This window comes from Leptolyngbya sp. AN10 (assembly GCF_050565645.1).
In the GTDB taxonomy this organism is placed as follows: Bacteria; Cyanobacteriota; Cyanobacteriia; order Leptolyngbyales; family Leptolyngbyaceae; genus Leptolyngbya.
In genome coordinates this window covers 152,983-171,297 of the sequence record NZ_JBNXVP010000011.1, presented here as the reverse complement: position 1 = coordinate 171,297, position 18,315 = coordinate 152,983, and the positions used below count along the sequence as shown (strand labels likewise).

21 protein-coding genes are annotated in these 18,315 nt (G+C 47.2%); 10 read left to right on the top strand and 11 right to left on the bottom strand.

The window, feature by feature from the left end; all coding sequences use genetic code 11:
* Positions 1 to 37: 37 nt before the first annotated feature.
* A complete protein-coding gene (locus tag ACQ4M5_RS17450) occupies positions 38 to 937 on the bottom strand; it encodes a class II fructose-bisphosphate aldolase (RefSeq protein WP_430676926.1) in 900 nt (299 codons plus the stop codon).
* A gap of 74 nt (positions 938 to 1,011) precedes the next feature.
* Between ACQ4M5_RS17450 and ACQ4M5_RS17445 the strand changes: the two genes are divergently transcribed.
* Together ACQ4M5_RS17445 and ACQ4M5_RS17440 are read left to right on the top strand one after the other, a co-directional pair.
* Positions 1,012 to 1,734: a DUF1995 family protein gene (locus tag ACQ4M5_RS17445; protein WP_430676925.1), complete on the top strand. Its 723-nt coding sequence runs from the start codon at positions 1,012 to 1,014 to the stop codon at positions 1,732 to 1,734.
* 148 nt (positions 1,735 to 1,882) lie between these two features.
* Entirely contained in the window at positions 1,883 to 2,638 is a 756-nt protein-coding gene (locus ACQ4M5_RS17440) for a metallophosphoesterase family protein (RefSeq protein WP_430676924.1), read from the top strand.
* Between the two features lie 19 nt (positions 2,639 to 2,657).
* Here ACQ4M5_RS17440 and ACQ4M5_RS17435 read toward each other — a convergent pair whose 3' ends face one another.
* Entirely contained in the window at positions 2,658 to 3,488 is an 831-nt protein-coding gene (locus ACQ4M5_RS17435; protein WP_430676923.1) for a M48 family metallopeptidase, read from the bottom strand.
* Positions 3,489 to 3,669: 181 nt separating this feature from the next.
* On the opposite strand from ACQ4M5_RS17435, the gene ACQ4M5_RS17430 reads away from it, so the two are divergent.
* Positions 3,670 to 4,188 (top strand): DUF4330 domain-containing protein, encoded by a 519-nt coding sequence (locus tag ACQ4M5_RS17430; RefSeq protein WP_430676922.1) that lies wholly within the window; start codon positions 3,670 to 3,672, stop codon positions 4,186 to 4,188.
* Between the two features lie 2 nt (positions 4,189 to 4,190).
* On the opposite strand, the gene ACQ4M5_RS17425 is transcribed toward ACQ4M5_RS17430, so the two are convergent.
* Positions 4,191 to 4,793, bottom strand: coding sequence for an exopolysaccharide biosynthesis protein (locus ACQ4M5_RS17425; protein ID WP_430676921.1), 603 nt, complete (start codon positions 4,791 to 4,793; stop codon positions 4,191 to 4,193).
* Positions 4,794 to 4,979: 186 nt separating this feature from the next.
* Positions 4,980 to 6,350, bottom strand: coding sequence for a hypothetical protein (locus ACQ4M5_RS17420; RefSeq protein ID WP_430676920.1), 1,371 nt, complete (start codon positions 6,348 to 6,350; stop codon positions 4,980 to 4,982).
* A 193-nt stretch (positions 6,351 to 6,543) separates the two neighbouring features.
* Between ACQ4M5_RS17420 and ACQ4M5_RS17415 the strand changes: the two genes are divergently transcribed.
* The gene (locus ACQ4M5_RS17415) at positions 6,544 to 7,419 is read left to right on the top strand and encodes a LysR family transcriptional regulator (RefSeq protein ID WP_430676919.1); all 876 of its coding nucleotides are present in this window, start codon (positions 6,544 to 6,546) and stop codon (positions 7,417 to 7,419) included.
* Positions 7,420 to 7,683: 264 nt separating this feature from the next.
* On the opposite strand, the gene ACQ4M5_RS17410 is transcribed toward ACQ4M5_RS17415, so the two are convergent.
* The gene (locus ACQ4M5_RS17410; RefSeq protein ID WP_430676918.1) at positions 7,684 to 8,172 is read right to left on the bottom strand and encodes a DUF3368 domain-containing protein; all 489 of its coding nucleotides are present in this window, start codon (positions 8,170 to 8,172) and stop codon (positions 7,684 to 7,686) included.
* Positions 8,169 to 8,414, bottom strand: coding sequence for a UPF0175 family protein (locus tag ACQ4M5_RS17405; protein ID WP_430676917.1), 246 nt, complete (start codon positions 8,412 to 8,414; stop codon positions 8,169 to 8,171). The genes ACQ4M5_RS17410 and ACQ4M5_RS17405 overlap by 4 nt, the downstream gene beginning before the upstream one ends.
* A gap of 108 nt (positions 8,415 to 8,522) precedes the next feature.
* Between ACQ4M5_RS17405 and ACQ4M5_RS17400 the strand changes: the two genes are divergently transcribed.
* The 3 genes from ACQ4M5_RS17400 (at position 8,523) to ACQ4M5_RS17390 (ending at position 9,763) form a co-directional block, all read left to right on the top strand.
* Complete coding sequence (locus ACQ4M5_RS17400; protein WP_430676916.1) at positions 8,523 to 9,044, top strand: pentapeptide repeat-containing protein; 522 nt, start codon at positions 8,523 to 8,525, stop codon at positions 9,042 to 9,044.
* Between the two features lie 139 nt (positions 9,045 to 9,183).
* On the top strand, positions 9,184 to 9,459 hold the full coding sequence (locus ACQ4M5_RS17395) for a hypothetical protein (protein WP_430676914.1): 276 nt from the start codon (positions 9,184 to 9,186) through the stop codon (positions 9,457 to 9,459).
* Between the two features lie 112 nt (positions 9,460 to 9,571).
* Entirely contained in the window at positions 9,572 to 9,763 is a 192-nt protein-coding gene (locus ACQ4M5_RS17390; RefSeq protein WP_430676913.1) for a hypothetical protein, read from the top strand.
* Between the two features lie 118 nt (positions 9,764 to 9,881).
* Here the strand turns inward: ACQ4M5_RS17390 and ACQ4M5_RS17385 are convergent, their stop codons facing one another.
* Both ACQ4M5_RS17385 and hetZ read right to left on the bottom strand, forming a co-directional pair.
* Positions 9,882 to 10,664: a hypothetical protein gene (locus ACQ4M5_RS17385; RefSeq protein ID WP_430676912.1), complete on the bottom strand. Its 783-nt coding sequence runs from the start codon at positions 10,662 to 10,664 to the stop codon at positions 9,882 to 9,884.
* A gap of 219 nt (positions 10,665 to 10,883) precedes the next feature.
* On the bottom strand, positions 10,884 to 12,071 hold the full coding sequence (gene hetZ, locus ACQ4M5_RS17380) for a heterocyst differentiation protein HetZ (protein ID WP_430676911.1): 1,188 nt from the start codon (positions 12,069 to 12,071) through the stop codon (positions 10,884 to 10,886).
* A gap of 93 nt (positions 12,072 to 12,164) precedes the next feature.
* On the opposite strand from hetZ, the gene ACQ4M5_RS17375 reads away from it, so the two are divergent.
* From ACQ4M5_RS17375 to ACQ4M5_RS17365, 3 genes are all read left to right on the top strand, one after another.
* Complete coding sequence (locus tag ACQ4M5_RS17375; protein ID WP_430676910.1) at positions 12,165 to 12,647, top strand: hypothetical protein; 483 nt, start codon at positions 12,165 to 12,167, stop codon at positions 12,645 to 12,647.
* A gap of 411 nt (positions 12,648 to 13,058) precedes the next feature.
* Entirely contained in the window at positions 13,059 to 13,319 is a 261-nt protein-coding gene (locus tag ACQ4M5_RS17370; RefSeq protein WP_430676909.1) for a DUF1830 domain-containing protein, read from the top strand.
* A complete protein-coding gene (locus tag ACQ4M5_RS17365; RefSeq protein ID WP_430676994.1) occupies positions 13,277 to 13,456 on the top strand; it encodes a hypothetical protein in 180 nt (59 codons plus the stop codon). The genes ACQ4M5_RS17370 and ACQ4M5_RS17365 overlap by 43 nt, the downstream gene beginning before the upstream one ends.
* Positions 13,457 to 13,528: 72 nt before the next feature.
* On the opposite strand, the gene ACQ4M5_RS17360 is transcribed toward ACQ4M5_RS17365, so the two are convergent.
* From ACQ4M5_RS17360 to ACQ4M5_RS17350, 3 genes are all read right to left on the bottom strand, one after another.
* Positions 13,529 to 14,818, bottom strand: coding sequence for an ABC transporter substrate-binding protein (locus tag ACQ4M5_RS17360; protein ID WP_430676908.1), 1,290 nt, complete (start codon positions 14,816 to 14,818; stop codon positions 13,529 to 13,531).
* A gap of 51 nt (positions 14,819 to 14,869) precedes the next feature.
* On the bottom strand, positions 14,870 to 17,020 hold the full coding sequence (locus ACQ4M5_RS17355) for a PAS domain S-box protein (RefSeq protein WP_430676907.1): 2,151 nt from the start codon (positions 17,018 to 17,020) through the stop codon (positions 14,870 to 14,872).
* Positions 17,021 to 17,091: 71 nt separating this feature from the next.
* Positions 17,092 to 18,288 (bottom strand): ABC transporter ATP-binding protein, encoded by a 1,197-nt coding sequence (locus ACQ4M5_RS17350; protein WP_430676906.1) that lies wholly within the window; start codon positions 18,286 to 18,288, stop codon positions 17,092 to 17,094.
* Positions 18,289 to 18,315: the final 27 nt, after the last annotated feature.

The window sequence follows — 18,315 nt, the reverse complement described above, 5'->3', positions numbered from 1 at the left end:
CAGATGAGAGGAGCCGATTGAAGGCTCCTTTTTTTGTTTAATTCTGGTAAGCCGCAGTTGCTAATGCGATCGCATAAGGTGTTTCATGCAAATGAGCTTTACCGACTGAGCCGAATAATTCTAATTTCTCGATAATCACGTCTTGCATCGCCGCGATCGCTTCTCCAGTCACGTCCAATAAATCCTTCTCCTCCTGTCCGCAAATCTCATCTTTCAACGCCTGCATATAGGCTTGTCTGACTTCGGTATTGACATTGAATTTGCAGACACCGAGTTGAATCGATCGAGCAATCATTTCCGGTGGCAATCCGGATGCCCCATGTAAGACGAGCGGGATTTCGATTAGATTACGAATCCGTTCTAACCGGGGAAAATCCAAACGAGGAGGACTTTTGTATTCTCCGTGAACGTTGCCGATCGTAACCGCTAAAGCATCCACCTTTGTGGCTTGAACAAATTCAACGGCTTGCTGCGGATCGGTCATTTTGGCTTCTTTTTCCGCGATCGTTAATCCGTCTTCTGTGCCGCTGATCCGTCCGATTTCCGCTTCGACGATCGCATGATACGAATGCGCTAATCGAGTCATATCACGGGTGAATTCTAGATTCTTCTCATACGGCATTGGGGAACCGTCCGCCATAATCGATCGCACTCCTTCATTGAGAACGCGATCGATATCTTTGACCGAAGTGCTGTGATCCAAATGGACAGAAATGGGAACCGATGCGGCTTCTGCGGCTTCCAGACACATCGCAACGAGGGGCGTATTCCCATATTTAAGAGCGCTGGGATGGAGTTGAAGCATGGCAGGACTACGACTGATCTCGGCTGCACTGACGACCGCTTTCACTCCTTCGAGGTTGTAGACATTGAACGCCCCGATCGCGAAAATATTTCGTCGTGCCGTTTCTAGAAGTTCGCTCGTTGAAGTCAGCATGAGCAGCAATTCCCTTAAAATAAAGGATTGTACGATACGTACTGCTTCAATTTTGCTGTTTAACATAAATCGATATGGCTGAACTTCCGACTACTCTTGACGACGCGATCGCACAAGCTCAAACTGCCACTCAAGCAGCACTTGCCGCAGGTTATACCCGGTTGCAGGTGGAACTTGTGTTTCCTGAATTAAAGGCAATGCCGATCACAGAGAAATTTATCTCGATTTTTCGCGATCGAGGTGCGGGCTTGAAACTCTTTTTTACCGATTCGGGAATTGCAGCATTGGCGAAACGGGACTGGGGTGAGCTTCCCCATCAGATTCGCAGTTTGGATGTCGCAGGATCGCGGCAAACGACTCCGGTAGAAGAACAAGTTGATCCAGAGGATGAAATTTATGTCTTCGTTGCACCGAGTTCGGTTGAAGTGAGTCCGGTTGAACAGATTTGTAACGTCGTGGGTGAGCGTCCGGTGATTTTGCTCAATCCCAGACTGGAAGATGTCGCGACGATCGGAATTGGGTACGCAGGACGGCAACTTCGGCAGCGATTTTTAGACACGATCGAGCCGTGTTATTATCTGCGTCCGTTGGATGACCAATCTGCAATTCTGCGCTGTTATCCGTCCCCGTGGGAAGTCTGGTACGCTCCGGATGGTGAGTATCAATTGATTGCAGAAGAACAAGAGCGCCCAGACTCTGAAAAATTAGATGAAATTTTTGCGGGAGTTTTGGGACAAAGCGCAAAACCAGGACTATTTGCAGGGTTTCAGCAATTTCTCAAAGCTTTGGGAAGATAAAGAAATTATTCAGCCAAGATGATAATCCTGTGGATTGCCGTCACAGTTGCCAGTGGACGGGGCATAATTGTGGCATACACCCAGATCTGTATCGCCGGATTCTGGTGTCTAATTCCAAGTCTTAAACCGTTTCCGAAGGACGATCGTAATGAGTCAACAACCCTCACGCCGAATTGTGATTGGTGATGTACATGGTCACTACGAAGGGCTGATGAATTTGCTCAATGCGATCGCTCCTGGTTCAGACGATCAGGTTTATTTTTTGGGGGATTTAATCGATCGCGGTCCGCAAAGCTGCCAAGTGATCGAATTTGTCAAAAATAGCCCTTATCAATCTCTGCTCGGAAACCACGAACATCTGCTGCTCGAAGCTTTTCCGAATGGGCAAGTCTACGCGCCTGCTCTTCAAGCCTGGTTACAAAGTGGCGGACGGGCGACGGTGGCGAGTTATGTCGATGTGGAATTGCTTGTGAAACACGTGGAATGGATTCGCACTCTGCCCACTTATCTGGATTTGGGCGATGTGTGGCTCGTTCATGCTGGCGTGAATCCAGAATTACCGATCGAGCAACAAGGCTATGCAGAATTTTGCTGGATTCGGGATGAGTTCCACAGTTCAATTCAGCCTTATTTCCCGGATAAAACGATTATTACCGGGCACACGATTACATTCACGTTTCAAGGAGTGACACCAGGAGCGATCGCCAAAGGAAGAGGCTGGCTTGGCATCGATACCGGAGCATACCATCCGAAAAGTGGTTGGTTAACGGCGCTAGAAATTAATAGTCAGCAAGTTTATCAGGCGAATGTCTACACCAATCAGATGCGAACTTTACCGCTGAATGAAGTCACCATTTCTGTAGAACCTCAAAGACGGGGAAAACGGCAAGCACTTAGAATGTAGTCCTTGCCGAACTCTTCCATCAACGCAGGCGCGATCGATGACTTGCCGCATCCGTTCCAGCCCGTCCGGGGGTCGGACTTTGAGCAATTAACTGCTGCAAGCGAGTAATGCGATCGCTTGTTGCTGGGTGATTTGCCAGAAAGGTCGGCGGAGACGGAGAATTTAACAACTTCCGCATAAAGGCAACCGCTTCGGATTGAGCATATCCCGCACGTCCCAGCATTCGCACCCCAAGTTCATCCGCTTCATACTCATCGCGGCGGCTATTGGGCAAGCGGAGGGCAACTTGAACCCCAAGATTAACTGCTGTGCTGCGATCGAGTCCCCCTGCGGCGAGGAGTCCCTGTTGAACCGCCGCTTGACGCATTTGTCTGAGCGCGTGTTTTCCAGCAATGTGCCCAATCTCGTGACCGATTACACTGGCAACTTGCGCTTCATTATCAGCGGCATTGAGTAAACCGCGATGGACATAAACAAATCCGCCCACGGTCGCAAAAGCGTTGATGCTATTTTGATCAACGACCTGGAACGTATAGGCGATATTGGGTCTTGTACTGTTGGCGACAAGTCTTTGACCGATCTCATTCACATAAGCCGTCAGAGCAGGATCGCGCACAATTCGGACTTGGCGACTGGTCAATTCACGATTGATTTGGCGACCGAGATCGGCTTCTTGAGAATCATTGAGGCGAGAAAGCTGAACACCTTGAATAATCTGAATTCCACCCCGGATCAAATCTCCCCAGGAGATCGCTTGAGCGACAAGTGGCTGCCCAAATGCAATTCCGGCAACCATCACGATCGATAAAACAGGATACAGCCAACGGCGGCGCAAGAAGTTTGTAATCATAGAACTGTAGAAAATGCGTGAGGCGCTTCTGCTAGAGACGGAGCTTGACTCGATTTAGTTGCGATCGGAATAGAAAAAATTGCTCGATCGCTTCGTAGAGTCGTGCTAATCTTGACAGGCGTTGATCAAGGATTGACGATGAATCGAGTTCAACGCACAGACATTTAGATCAAGCATAACTATGGCTATCGTGGATTCTCAAGGTCGGCTCTTCGGAAAGGTCAGCATCCTGGATGTGGGTGCAACCTTAGTGATTCTGCTCGTGGTGGTTGGAATTTTTGTGTTTCCGGGCACTTCTGGCTCGGCTCAGGGGGTTCGGCTTCCGGTTGAGGTGGATGTGGTGGTACGAGGCTTGAGCGCGACGAATCCCAAAGAATTTATCCAAGCGGGAAATAAGACGAATATTCTGGTGCGGAAACAGCCTTCAGGAACGGCGACTTTAAAGGAGATTAAGTTCTTGCCGCGCACTGTTGCGACTCCTCAACCGAATGGAACGCTGAAAGTTTTTCCTGATCCGCGCCCGGAGTTGGCTTTAACGACGGATATGATGCTGACTCTGGCAAATGAAGTTCCGGTTGTGGATGGAACGCCCGTGTTGGGGGCAGAAAAAGTCAAAGTCGGAACCACGATCGAACTGGATGGTCCAACTTATAACTTTGCAAGTAGCGTGGTCGCAATTCGGATTCAGAAGAAAGGCTAAATTTAGCTCAACTGATTGAATAGCTCTGGAGCTTTCCAGAGTATATAAACAGCGATCGCACAAATCGCAGTAATCAAAGCCGTTACTCCATAAGCGATACACATCAGCAATCCATCTGATTCGAGCATTGCAACCACGAGCAGCAATATCCCGATCGTTGGAAACGGATTCGTGAATGGAATCGGTGCAATTAATAGAATCGCCAACCAAGTGATGCACAGTCCATTGAACTGCCAGATATGTGGATTTGAGGCGATTCGACGCAGACGAGGGCGCGTGATTTTTTCCAGAATCCGGGTGACTCGTCTGATATTTTTTAACAACTGACGTGCGATCGCAGTCGGAAACTGAAATTCTGCCACTTTTTTCGGCAACCAAGGCGATCGTTTTCCCAATGCCATCTGCATTCCCAATACGACGCATCCGGTTCCAGGAATCCCCGTTAATCCAGGCGGCAATGGGAATAGAAACGGAATCACCAATAGCGCGATGACTAAGCAAAATCCACGTTCTGAAGTTTCTGCCAAAATTGAAGCGATCGTCAAAGGTTCTTCTGAGATTCGCTTTAGCAAAGATTCAAGGTCTTGAGAAAAACGAAGGTGCATAAGAGCGCGATCGATGAGCCGTTATAAAGATTCTGACGCAATTTTTTGAGTATTGGGTTCTGAGTGTCAGATTCGCTACAACGACTCTCATCTCAATTCCAGAGTCAAAACCTTTTTCAACCCTCATAGAAACTTGCATTCGAGAAGAAGGCTTGCAGAGTATTAGCGTTAGGAACGAGCGCTACTTTACGGAACAAGCACAATATCATGAGCGCCACGGACAACCTCGACTTTATCGTTTGTCCGTTCTAATCGGGGGCGATCGCTGGAAATCACATTCCAAACCTCGATCGCGCCCGTTTTAGGACTCGGTTCACGATAGTTGTAGATCACCACTGCTAAGGCTTTTCCAGTCGCGTCAAACGTGACTTGTTCTGGCAGCAGTCCCTCGAACCCATATTCTCCAACCGTTGTTAGTTTTCCAGAAGCGCGATCGAATTTGACCAGGGACAGAGAACTATAAGACTTACCTCGCCATGCTGGAGGAAAAGGGGGTAGATAGGTGCGTCGCATGTTTACAGTAGCTATCAGCGAATTATCAGGCGACAAAGCAAATCCTTCTGGACTCAGCCCGACTTTAGTGCGTGAAACGATTTCAGGCGCTTTTCCTGATTCTGGCTCAAAGCGAATCGCAATCATTTCACCTTTTGGATTCATCAAAAAGTTCAAGGCTCGAATGCCGAATGTCCTCCATTTCAGGTCTGGTACTAACAAAAAGCGACCATCAGCACTAAAGCGAGCATTGCTCAGATGATTGCCCACCATAAGAGGTTCGCCGATTAGAGTCGCGGCAATTTCATCACCATTGATTTGAACTCGATAAAACCCAACTCGTCGATCGCTATCTTGAGTCATTGCAAGATACTGACCTGACGGATGCCAAGTTACGGCTCGATTATCTTGACGGCTTGTGGACTGCATTGAAAAGTACGATCGCATTCCCAATCGTCCATCGGCTTGAAGTTGCACAATCAATAATTCTCGTCCTGGTTCTTCTAAGTTGACGGCTAAATACCGACCATCAGGACTAATGCTGAGATGTTCAGGATTGCGTCCGACCTCGACGGATTCGATTACTTTTAATTGTGCTGGATTTGAAATATCAACGACGGTTACTTTTGATCCTTCGGGCATTTGGTCGATCGTTTCAAATTCTTGAATTCCATCGGCGGGACGCGATCTCACTTCTGCAATATACGCCCGTTGACCATTCGGAGATACGGCAATAATTTGGGGCCAAGACATGACCGAATTTGAGACGGGAATCGACGCGATCGAGGGCTTGGCTGAATTGAGGGGTAGCTGGACAGCGGTGAGTGCATCTTCAATGCCAGTAACGCGATCGAGCTTGGCATCTGCGTAAGCCGTTGCTACCATATCCGCGTCTGAAGCAACTAACAACGCTCGCCCCGCAAATTGAGGCGTAGATTGAGCGACAATTGGTGCAATGCTGACAGGCTCGATTAGCTGCAATAACCCATAGCTAATCAATGTCAGCAATACTCCTAGAATTACCCAACGCGATCGCGTCCATGCTTTTGACTTCCACCACTTCATCACTGCTACCCCTTTATTTTGCGTTGAGATTCTGCCATCAGAGTAAGCGATCGCAAAAATTAAAACTGTCTTTCGATTTATGTTAGTGACTCCTCAACTGATCGCCGCTAATAGCGAAGGACTCACCCAAGTTAAACTAACGAGGAGAAGATTGTCCAAGTCATTTTAGGCAGTGTTTTAATAACTTTGAGCTATGGAACTGCGACACTTACGTTACTTCGCAATCACAGCGGAAGAACTCCACTTCGGCAGAGCCGCAGAACGGCTGCAAATGACACAACCTGCTTTAAGTAAACAAATTCAGAGCCTGGAATCAGAGCTAGGTGTCCTGCTCTTTGACAGAACAAAGCGCACAGTGCAACTAACAAGCGCTGGACAGGTTTTTTTAGAGCAATCTCAACAGTTATTAAAACAAGCCGATCGTGCAATTCAACTGGCAAGACGCGCCGCCCGTGGAGAATTGGGAACTTTAAGGCTTGGATTTACCACAACTGCAACTCAAACCGTTCTGCCCGCCTTTGTCCGAAGTTTTCGCGATCGCTATCCTGATGTTGACCTGACGATGCAAGAACTCTCAACCGAAGCACAAGTTCAAGCACTGAATCAACACCAGATTGATCTTGCATTTCTACATCCTCCGATTGACGATCGCGGATTGAGTCTCTACGAAATTTGGGCAGAACCTTTTGTCGTGGTGTTGCCCAAGCATCATCGTTTATCTCATCAGCAGCAAATTCATCCGAAAGAACTTGCTGAAGAGTTATTTATCTTACATCCTCGCCAAGAAGGTCCGATGCTATACCGCCAGTTTCTAGAGCTATGTCAACAGCTAGAATTTCAGCCTGTAATCACAGAAGAAGCACTCTCTCATACCACTCGGATTTGTCTCGTAGCAGCAGGACAAGGAGTTACATTTGTTCCAAAGAGTGTACAAGCATTAGTTGGGACAGAAGTGATTTGCAAACCGTTAGAGCCTTGTCCCATTCAAATGGAATTTGCTGCGGCTTGGCGCTCTAACGATCAGGCTCCAGTTCTCGAAGCGTTTTTAGCGATCGTGCGAAAGGATTGAAAGTAGAAGAGCGAAACAATCGCATAAAAAATGTAACTAAATTAGATGTTGTTCTGCTCAAAGCGCTGCTTGTCTAAGAGGGTGTTTGAGAGGCAATCGTTCATCGCATTCACCTGCCGGGAAATTGAATCTCCGGGCGGACTCGCAACGCAGCAAAGCCGCTTTTTATATTTCTCAAACACCCTGTAAGCGGGAAACGAGGGGAAACTTGTCCCGATCGACTCTCTTGAGGGGTTGCGGGAAGTCGATCGGAATTAGAGCCTATTAGGTTTCATTAACAAGCTGCAAAACGTTATTGTACAGAGGTTCCGCAATCCAAAATCCAGCGTCATGGATTAACGCATCCAGTAAAGGTTTGACTTCAACAATGAAGCCTTTACTTTTTGCTTCGACTAAAATTCCCAAGACTCCTGTGTATCGAAGGTTCAGCTTGCTTGCGACTAATCGACCTCGACGCTCATCAATCAAGACTTGATCGGCTTCGACTTCAACGGCTAGAGCGATCGCTTCAGCTTCACCGATATCAAGTTCGTTGTTTAGTGCTTCGACAAGAGGGCGGTCGCTGACAGCACGAGTTTGAATCCAGTCCAGGGTTTGAACTTCGATCGCACCTGCAACAGCAAAATCGGGGTCAGTGAGTTCTCGATAAACAGCTTCAGGAATGAGAACCGTTTCATACAATTGACGAAGAAGATTCAGTTGATTGATTGCGGCAAGATTGTTGATCGGCGATGTGTCGCTAACAATAATCACAATCTGCCCATGTCACGCAGGTTTTGAATATCTTGCTCAAAATCTTCTACCCCGTAATGCACTGGAATCTGGCGACTGGCGAGCAGGTGTTGAAATGCGACGCGGTGCATCCCAGCAAATCGACTGGCTTGAGCAAGGGTAAGTTTCTCTTGCTGAAACAGCATCACAGCGATTTCCTGACGCATTTCAGCCTCAGTCATGCAAGTTGCAGTTAAAATTTCGTCAGGGACAACAACGCTCATAGCTAAATTCCTCGCTGCTTCTGCTATTGTACGATGTCGATATTGCTTAGGTAGGGAGAATTATCGACTATCTTGAGGCGTTGCGGGAAGTCGATCGAGATTAGTAACGTGGATTTAGATCCAAACAACGGATTAGGGGTACGTTACTTAAAGCCCAATGTGTTCGATCGAACGATGTCAAGATATATTCCTCTATCTATCGATGAGCTTGTTAATCGCTATCTTCAAGGCGAACGAATTTTCGCTGGAGTTCAAGTATATGCTTACACTCTCCCCGAAATCAATTTGACTGGAGTTAACCTTTGTGGAGCAAACCTAGAAGGTGATTGGAGTGGCGTTAACTTGAGTAATTCTTGGTTAAAAGGAGCCGATCTTCAGGCTTCCTTCCGTCGGGCAAATCTGAGCGGTAGTAATTTACGAGGGGCTGAACTAGCTGAAGCTGATTTTACCGAAGCCAATCTCAGTCGTGCCTCTCTTCGAGGTGCAGGTTTAGGACAAACGCTGATGACTGGAGCCAACCTCAGTTATGTTGACTTGCGTGGAGCTTTCATAGAAGAAATCGGACTAGAATCCGCTAACTTAACTGGAGCTAGTTTGACAGGTGCGATCGGGATAGATATTGAGTGGTGAAAGAGTCAGGGATGTATCGTCGATGGAATTGAGTTGTAATAGCAAGGGACGACGACAATACAGGCTTTGACTCTGGCAATTTACGATTAGCTCTCGAAGCTAAAATAAAAACAGCACAAATCACAACGGGATTAAACCTATGGCGGTACGCCAACGGCGCTACAGCAAAGAAGAATTTGCTCGACGTGGGCAAGAACTCTACGAATCAGGCATTCGGCAACAGGTCGAAGCGGGAAATGAGGGCAAAATTGTCGCGATCGATATCGAAACCGGAAATTTTGAGGTCGATGAAAATATTGTACCTGCTGCTAATCGACTGTTTGAGCGCAATCCCGATGCTCAACCTTGGACGATCCGGATCGGACACAGCGCTGTTTATCATTTTGGAGCGCGGAGTCTGAAGCAGAATCAATGATGTACGGAGTTGTGAATTTGCGACGTGAAGCAATACTTCCCCTTGTGGTTGGCAACTCTACAGGACAGAGGCAAGTTATCGATACAGTCATTGATACAGGATTTGATGATTTTTGTCTTTGCCATCTGAAGTAATTGTTCGCCTTGGACTACGTTGGACGACTTTTAATACTGCAACTTTGGCGGATGGGAGTCAAACTCTATTTGACTTCTACACGGGGACTGTGATTTGGGATGGGCAGTATCGTGAGATTGACATTGCTGAATCAGAGACAGAACCCATCCTTGGAATGGCAATGCTTTAGGGATATCGATTGCAGGTTGATAATATTGAGGGTGGAACCGTTAGGATTGAAGCCTTGTAAGCCAAAAAATGAAGGGTGAAAGCAGTTCGCCTTCACCCTTAAACCTCAACCTTAATTTCTATTTCTGAACGCCGATCGCAAATGTGAGCAAATCCTGCTCACCCAAGCGAATCTCTAACGGGTAGACTCGATCGAGATCGAATTCCCGAATCTCCAGGCTCAATCGACCCGCATCATTGCGATCGACCAAGGCACGAGATTCATCACCCTGAAACGACAAACTGCCACCACAAGGGAGCATCGCTTCGATCGATAACCGCTCGGATTCATACCCAATCTTCAACGTAAACGCGCCTAACTCAGTGAGCCATTCGCGCTCCAATTGCGGCTGATTTGTCGAAACCGTTAGCATCAACGTGCTGAGAATTTCCCGCGCTGCTAAGAGCGATAACGCCATTTGTTGCGTCTCGATCGCGCCTTCGTAGGACTGGGGAAGTTCTTCGCCGATTTCGATCGCGAGGTCTTGCAGCTTGGCAACCTTAGACCGAGCCGGTGACACCATCACATATCCCGCAACATTGTTCAGCAGTTGAGTTTGACCCGGAAACAGCGTATCGACTGCCCGAACCAATTTTGCTCCTTCTCGGAGCGAGGAGAATAATACCGATTGGCACTGCGCCAGAAGTTCGGTCATCACCGCTTCGGGCATAGGAATCGGTAAATTCATTCGACGAATTTGTTGTAACCAAACAGATGCAGCGACTAAAGCAGGTTGAGCTTCGGAACGGGATGGCTCAGCATCATAATCCACCGATTCTTTCTCCCAGGGAAAAAGAGGGGGATTTTTCTGAGCCTCCTGTAGAAGACGATGCTTTAGCAGCGCATGAAAACGATCTTGCACAGCAGGTATCTCTCCCAGTTGGTGTGATGAATCCTCGTGTGAGGAGCGTTGCGGGAAGGAACTGTCCCCGCGAACGGAGTCACTGATTGGATCACGAATTAGGGGCGGCTGTAGCAAATCTGTCTTGAGATCTGGTTGATCGATAAGACCAAGATTTTGTAACAGTTTTAATAGAACTTGTGTTCTCTTTTCTAAGTTGTGATCCATTGTGATAACACCCTATTCATCAGCCGACGGGGTTCCTCCGGAATCTTGGTCATTACGAATTTCCCAAGCTTGCTCAAGGAGTTTAAACCATTGTTTCTGAACTTGATTCACGGTGCAACCTAATCGTTGTGCGATTGTGCTTTCCGGTAACTTTTGTTGCTTCAGATCCAAGAGTTTTGCTTGAGCGGCGGTGGCACGTTGATGTAACGTTTGCCACTGGCGATTCGAGAGTCCGAGATTGCGCTCCAAGTCTGCCTCTAGCCATTGGTGGACGAGTTCCCAATGGTGCGAGAACGAGAATCGAATCAAATGATATTTGAATCGCTGCTGTAAGTAATCCCGTTGACGAGGGGTTAAGCCCAAGATCGCTTCGATTTCGTTGGCTGGAAGATCCTGAAGCCGCAGGGTGAAGTAATCAATACAGTCGGTTTGCTTGCGTTCTTCAAGGTAGGCGACGAGTTCCTTGATCACCGATTGGCGCAGGGTGTCTTCTGCCAATTCTGGCTCTTGAGCAACCATCTGTTCGCGAACCTGCTGGATCGATGCCATGCTCCAAGGATTCTCAGATTCGGACATCGAACCCTCAGCGGCTTGCTCCAGATCGACCAAAGTTTCGATCGGTTGCTGTTGAGAGAAGGTTTGCGCTCGAAGAATGATCAATTGCTGATTGCGATGTCCGGGAAGCGGAATTCGCCGTTTTCCGTAGCGCTCGGTGAACGCCATATATTCGGAAAGTTCTAAGGTCGATCGAGGCGTGTAAGTCGCGCCTAGTTGTGACTCCCGACGAAACGCATTCAGCGCTTCCATATAGAAGCCTTGTAAGAAATCCTCAATGAGAACTAACCGGGCTTGATAACTGGATTGAGTTTGCGGTGGCGTGATGTAACGGTAAATCACCGCGCTCAAATTACTATGTAGTTCGGCGCGACCCCGACGTGAACCGAGGCGATAATATGCCAAACATTGTTGGAGACGGTGTTTTGCGAGTGTGGTTGCCCACGTTTGAATTTCTCCGGATGCTTGAATCCGTTTGCTTTCTGAACAGATTCGGACAACTTCCTGGGTCAGTCGATCGGCGACTTCCCGGCAGTTTCGCTCAGAGGCAGTGGTGGCTTGTTTCAGTTCATTCAACAGAAGCTGAAAAATCGCGTCCACGCTCTGGCAGATTTCCCCCACAGTTTCTAGTGTCGTGCAAATCAATGGCTTACTCTCATTGGTTTGATGGAACTTTTTTGTGATGCCTAGATCACAATAGTGGTAGAAATCCCTGATTATTTGCGGATGGCACGGTTTATGAACTTAGATCAACAGCTTCAAACGCTTATCGATGAAGCTCCCCAGGACGGATCAACCCCTCAGTTAATTAAATCTATCGCTCCAGTGTTGGGCGCGATCGCACAACGGTTACGACATCTTCAATATTATGTGGTGCAGACGCTCGACCAAAATTGGGTGATGCTGACTCTCGGTCATCGTGCCCAGAACGAACCTGAGAAAAACGTAATTTATGCCTTTCCCAGCCTCAAGGACGTGAGTTCTAGTCCTTATAATTTGGCTGATCCGAATTTGATTGCTTTACCTGTTCCGGTGACACATATCCTGTTTCAAATGCTGGCAATGGACAAAGAGTACAGTACGATTTTTTTTGAAACGCCGGGGAATGCGACGATCGGGACAGAAGTTCAGCGGTCGGAACTCGAAGTCATGATTCAAGAATATTGGCGTGAACAGGCAGATGCGGTGACTGAAACCAATATTCCAAGTGATATCGCCTGATATAGACCGATTCGTGCGGATTGGAACTGTAAATCTAAATCTTGGTAGAAGACTTTAGAGTTGCAGTTCTGACTTTGCATAGAGAAAAACCCTGAGAAAGTCAACCGTTTGAATACTAATCTTTCTTAATCTGTTTCCAGATTGCACTGAGATGAACATGGGAACAACCTCAACCCTTAGATTCAAACACAATCCTTACGCTTTCTCAGGGGCAATTCATAAAAGCTTTATATAAAGCATCCGGGTTAAAATCGCTCTAAACGAAGACGTGTAAGGAGTTTAAGCGATTTCTCTGAGTGCGACAGCGCATGAATTGAGTTTTTCCGGGAACTTTGGGATCTGCTAAAAGGTAGAGCTTCAGAGTTTGGGATCGCTGTTACGATCGCCGAAGTTTAATTTTTGGTTTGAAAAATGAATTCTCATTCGTCTCAGGTGAGTCTCGCAAATCTCTGCTGCTACACGAATTCGACGCGGCATATTCAGATCGCTCGAATTATTGATGTTCCGAACTGGTATTTTGAGCGGGTAGTTTTTCCGGGGGAGCGTTTAATGTTTGAAGCGCCCCAGGAAGCTCATTTGGAGATTCACACGGGAGCGATGGCGAGCGCGATTTTGATGGACACGATTCCTTGTCAGCAGTTGCGGGTTCGGAGTTGGGTCCCGATCGCTTAGAAGAAATTCGATCGACTGGGCTGTTTGGAAATTTCGGAAGGAAGCCGATTAGGACTCTCGAAGACCGACTTGAAGTTTCGCAAGCCCAGTGGAAGATTTTGGGAGCCGATTGGGAATTTTGGAAACGCAACCCATAAGAAACTTTGGAAGCTTAGCGAATAGAATTCGCGGCTAAACAAACGAAACCCGCCTGCGCGGGTTAGGGACTTTTAAGATTGACTGTTCCAGGTTTGAGCGGCATCAGAGAGAGCTTGATCGACCGTTTTTTGTCCGAGCATGGCGGCTTGGAGATTCTCGTAGATCGTTTGCTGCAAGGACTTGATGTTTTTGATGACTGGAATCAAAACTTCTGCTCGTTGAAGTTGTCCTGCACTAACGATTCGGGCTTTGTCGATCGAGCTTGCATCCGCTGGCGCAGTCGTGAAATACGCATCCTTCGCAGCTTGGATTGTTGAAGGTAGAACATTCGCGGCTTTGGCAAAGGCAAGCTGATTCTCGTTATTAGTCAGGAATAGCGCAAATTTCACCGCTGCATCCGGTTGATCCGTATCTTTTGGAATTGCCACATTCATGACAGCAACGTTCTTTTTGCCTGTATCGCCTGTGATTTGAGGGGCAGATTGAGAGGATTTGGCGATCGAGGGCGCATTTTTAGCGATCGACTTCAGGAATTCGGCTCCCGATGCCAGGATTGCGGTATTGCCTTGTTGGTAAAGGTCGATCGCGTGTCGGTGTCCTTCGGTTAAAACCTCTTTTGGCATCAAGCCATTTTTGTACATATCCACCCAATACTGGAAGGCAGCTTTTCCTTGAGGCGAATTAAAGGCAGCTTTTCCTTGAGAATCAACAAGCTGAACGCCCATTTGGACAAAGGATTCCATCACTTCGCCTGAATCATTCGGAACGACTGTGGCAAAGAAGGCATACTTTCCGGTTTTGTCTTTAATTTGCTTGGCGGCTTGAGCAAGTTCCGCGTAAGTAGCAGGAGGTTTCGCAATGCCCGCTTTCTTCATCAAATCAGTGTTGTAAATTGCGACTCGTGTGGTGAGATACCAAGGCACACCGAACGTTTTGCCGTTTAGTATACTTGCTTGCCAAATTCCTGGAAAGTACTGCTGTTTGACATCGGCAGGGATTTTCTCATCCAAATTCATCCAGACTCCGCGTTCTGCCAGTTGAGAAGCAAAACCAGGATTGAGGTTTACGACATCGGGAGCGGTTTTTGCAGCAACCGAGGTTAAAATCTTGCGCTCCATTTCTGCCCAAGGCACATCTGTCCAGCGAATTTTTACTCCTGGATTTTCCTGCTCGAATTTGGCAAACAAGGATTTGAAATAGTCATCAAATTGTGGACTGAGTTGCATTGTCCAAAAATCAAGCTCACCGCTGGCTACCTGTTGTCCGGTCGGAGTTCCGCTCCCACAACTGACAAGCCAACTGAGCACAACTCCCAAAATTGTAAATATCGTGAACGTTTTCCAAGATCTGATTTGACGCATGGATCTAAACAATTGAATCGCAGCGTAGCTCAGTTTACAGGATCAGATCGCTCAACTCCACAGCAATTGTTTCACTGGAATTTCAATCACAAAAGTGGCACCTCGTTTTGAAGTTCGCTCACACTTTAATCGCCCGCCATGTTGCTCAGTGACAATTTGGTAACTGACAGATAAACCCAGTCCTGATCCTTGACCGATCGGCTTTGTGGTGAAGAAGGGATCGAATAAACGGCGATGAGTTGCCGCAGTCATTCCAATGCCATTATCAGAAATCGAGATGCGAACCCATTCAGAAGATTCTGTTTCTTGAAAGAGTGAAGTTTGAATTTCTATCGTTGGCGTGAAATCCATTTCTTCGGCTTGCCAACGATCGTGAATTGCCTCGATCGCATTCGAGAAAATGTTGATAAAGACTTGATTCAAGAGTCCGGCAAAGCATTGTACTTTTGGCAGGGTTGTATAGTGCTTCACGACTTGAATGGTGGGACGAAGGATCGGATTGCCAGAAGCACGATTCGATTTCAATAAATGCTGCAATAACATTAAAGTGCTGTCGATCCCTTCGTACAAATCAACGGCTTTTAGATCAGCTTCATCGTGACGAGAGAAAGTTCTAAGCGATCGCACAATATCGCGAATTCGTTCTGCTCCAGTTCCCATCGAGTCAAGCAGCTTGAACAAGTCATGTCGCAGGAACTCTAAATCAGCGTCTTCAATTTCTTCTGCAATTCGATCGCTAGGGATTGGGTGATCGGTTTGGTACAGATGAATGATGTGTAGAAGGTCTTCAACGTATTGTTTTGCAGGCTCAACATTGCCATAGATAAAACTCACCGGATTATTGATCTCATGAGCAATTCCCGCAACTAATTGCCCTAAGCTAGACATCTTTTCGGTTTGAATTAATTGAGTTTGGGTCTTTTGAAGTTGTTTGAATGCGGTTTTGAGTTCTTGAGCTTGTTGGCGTAATTGTGATTCAGATTGTTTGAGCGCGATCGCAGTTTGTTCTCGTTCAGCTTCGAGTCGAATGCGATCCGTAATCTCTGTCACCATCGAAACAATGCCGATCACATTGCCATTCGTATCTAGAATCTGATTATTATGCCATTCGCAAGTGATAACTTTTCCATCACTTCTTAGGTTGTCATTAATATTGTGAGTTCCACCTTTACGATCGACTAATTTAGCGGCAACTTGATTGATTTCGGGTCGAGTCTCTTCTGGAATCCAGCGATCGCAATGTTGCCCGATCGCTTCAGTCCGTGAAGATCCAAACATTCTCTCAGCCGCTGGATTCCACTCTTTGACGATCATCTCAGGTGTCCATTCGACGATCGCAAGAGGAGCGTGTTGAATCAGCAAAGACAATCGTTTTTCTGACTCTAACCGCGCCATTTCTGCTTGTCGTCGCTCGGTCTCAATTTGAACGCGATCGGTAATATCAATTCCCATCGAAACAATGCTCATCACACTGCCATTCGGTGCTAACAAGGGATAGTGATACCATTCACAAACGATCGCTTGTCCGCTTTGAGTGCAGTGATTTTGAATTTGCTGTGTCACCCCTGATTGAGTGAGCAGCGGCGCGATTTGATCAAGCACTTCCTCTCGTGCGAGTTCTGGCAAGATTTCATCGAGCGATCGACCGACTGCTTCTGAGCGACGATATCCAAATACTCTTTGAGCAGTTGCGTTCCAAGTCTGAATCTTATAGTCAGCACTCCACTCCACGAACATGAATGGAGATTGTTGAATTAACAGCGTCAAACGTTGCTGCGATCGTACTAATGCTGCTTCTGCTGCTTTGCGTTCCTGGATCTCTTGTTCTAGTTGGGTCGCTTGTGCTTTGGGTTGATTGAGCAAATCATCGATCGTCGCCACAATGTACGGCGTTCTCGCTGCACTATAAGTAATTGCTTTTACCAGCGAGATCTCTTGAGCGATGCCAGTTGCATCATAGAGATAGCCTGATTGGATCGTCTGGATTCCGCTCTGGAAGATTTTTTCGCTGTCTCTTAGTTCTGACGAAAAAATACGATCGACGTTTTCGAGAAATTCTGAGAGACTATAGTGCGATCGCTGACAGAGCGCGCGATTTGCGAAGACGATGCGATGTTGTCGATCGGTGATAAAAATCGGAACTGCGACTCGATCGAGAACTTGCCAAAGCTCTAACTCCGTCTGCTCAATTGCGCCAATCATCCTGAGACCCTGATGTGAAACACGTTGGTTTTAAGAGTTCCCAAAAAGGCGCGTTTATTGAGAAGTAAAGCTTAGTAGAGATTGGGAACGATCGCCGATCCAGTTTTTGCATCGAATAAATGAATTTTATCTGTGGGGAAATCAAGTCGCAATGCTTCACCAAGTTTTACTGTTCGATCGGGTTCGATTCGGACTTGCATTGTGTCGGAATTGTCCGCTAAACGCACAGAGAGAACCGTTTCATGTCCCAAAGCTTCGATCAAATCAACAGCGACTAAAAGCGATTGTGGGCTAGAGTCACCCAATATTAGATGCTCAGGACGAATTCCAAGTGTCACCATTTCGCCGTTATAGCGGTTCAGCGTCGATCGCCATTGTTCAGGCAGTGTGAGTTGAAATAGGGCGTGATGCAGAGTGAGCGGGGCACGAACTTGGACGGGGAGAAAGTTCATGGGAGGGGAACCGATGAACTCAGCCACAAACCGATTCGCGGGACGAGTATAGAGTTCTAAAGGTGTGGCAAGCTGTTGAATTTGTCCAGCATTCATCACCGCAATGCGATCGCCCATTGTCATCGCTTCAGTTTGATCGTGCGTCACATAAATCGTGGTCGTTCCTAGCTGTCGCTGAAGTTTGACGATTTGCGCTCGTGTTTCGGCTCTGAGTTTTGCATCTAAGTTCGACAGGGGTTCATCCATCAAAAAGACTTGCGGATTTCGTGCCATTGCGCGACCGAGTGCAACTCGTTGCTTTTGTCCACCAGAAAGCTGTTTCGGGAGTCGGTGTAACAATGGCTCAATTTGAAGCATTCGAGCAACCAGTCTGACTCGTTCTTGAACGGCTTTTTCTCGATCGCTGACGAATCTCATTCCACTGGGCAAATTTCGGGTTACGCCAACTGCGATATTTTCAGACCACTTTGCGTTCTGTCCATCGAGCTTAGTGCGGCGCAGTCCAAACGCCAAATTATCGTACACACTCATGTGTGGATAGAGTGCATAGTTCTGAAACACCATTGCGATGTCGCGTTCTTTTGGCGGAAGATCGTTCACAACGTGATCGCTGACTCGAACATTTCCAGCGGTTAGTTCTTCGAGTCCAGCAATTAGCCTCAGCAGCGTACTTTTTCCGCAACCAGAGGGACCGACTAACACCATAAATTCACCGTCTTCGATCAGGAGATTGATCGATCGAAGTACAGCAGAATTTTCGGTCTGATCGCCCTTTTGATAGGACTTGTAGACGTTTTCGAGAACGACTTGAGCCACGATCGCATTTCCCTAATTCGTAGAAGC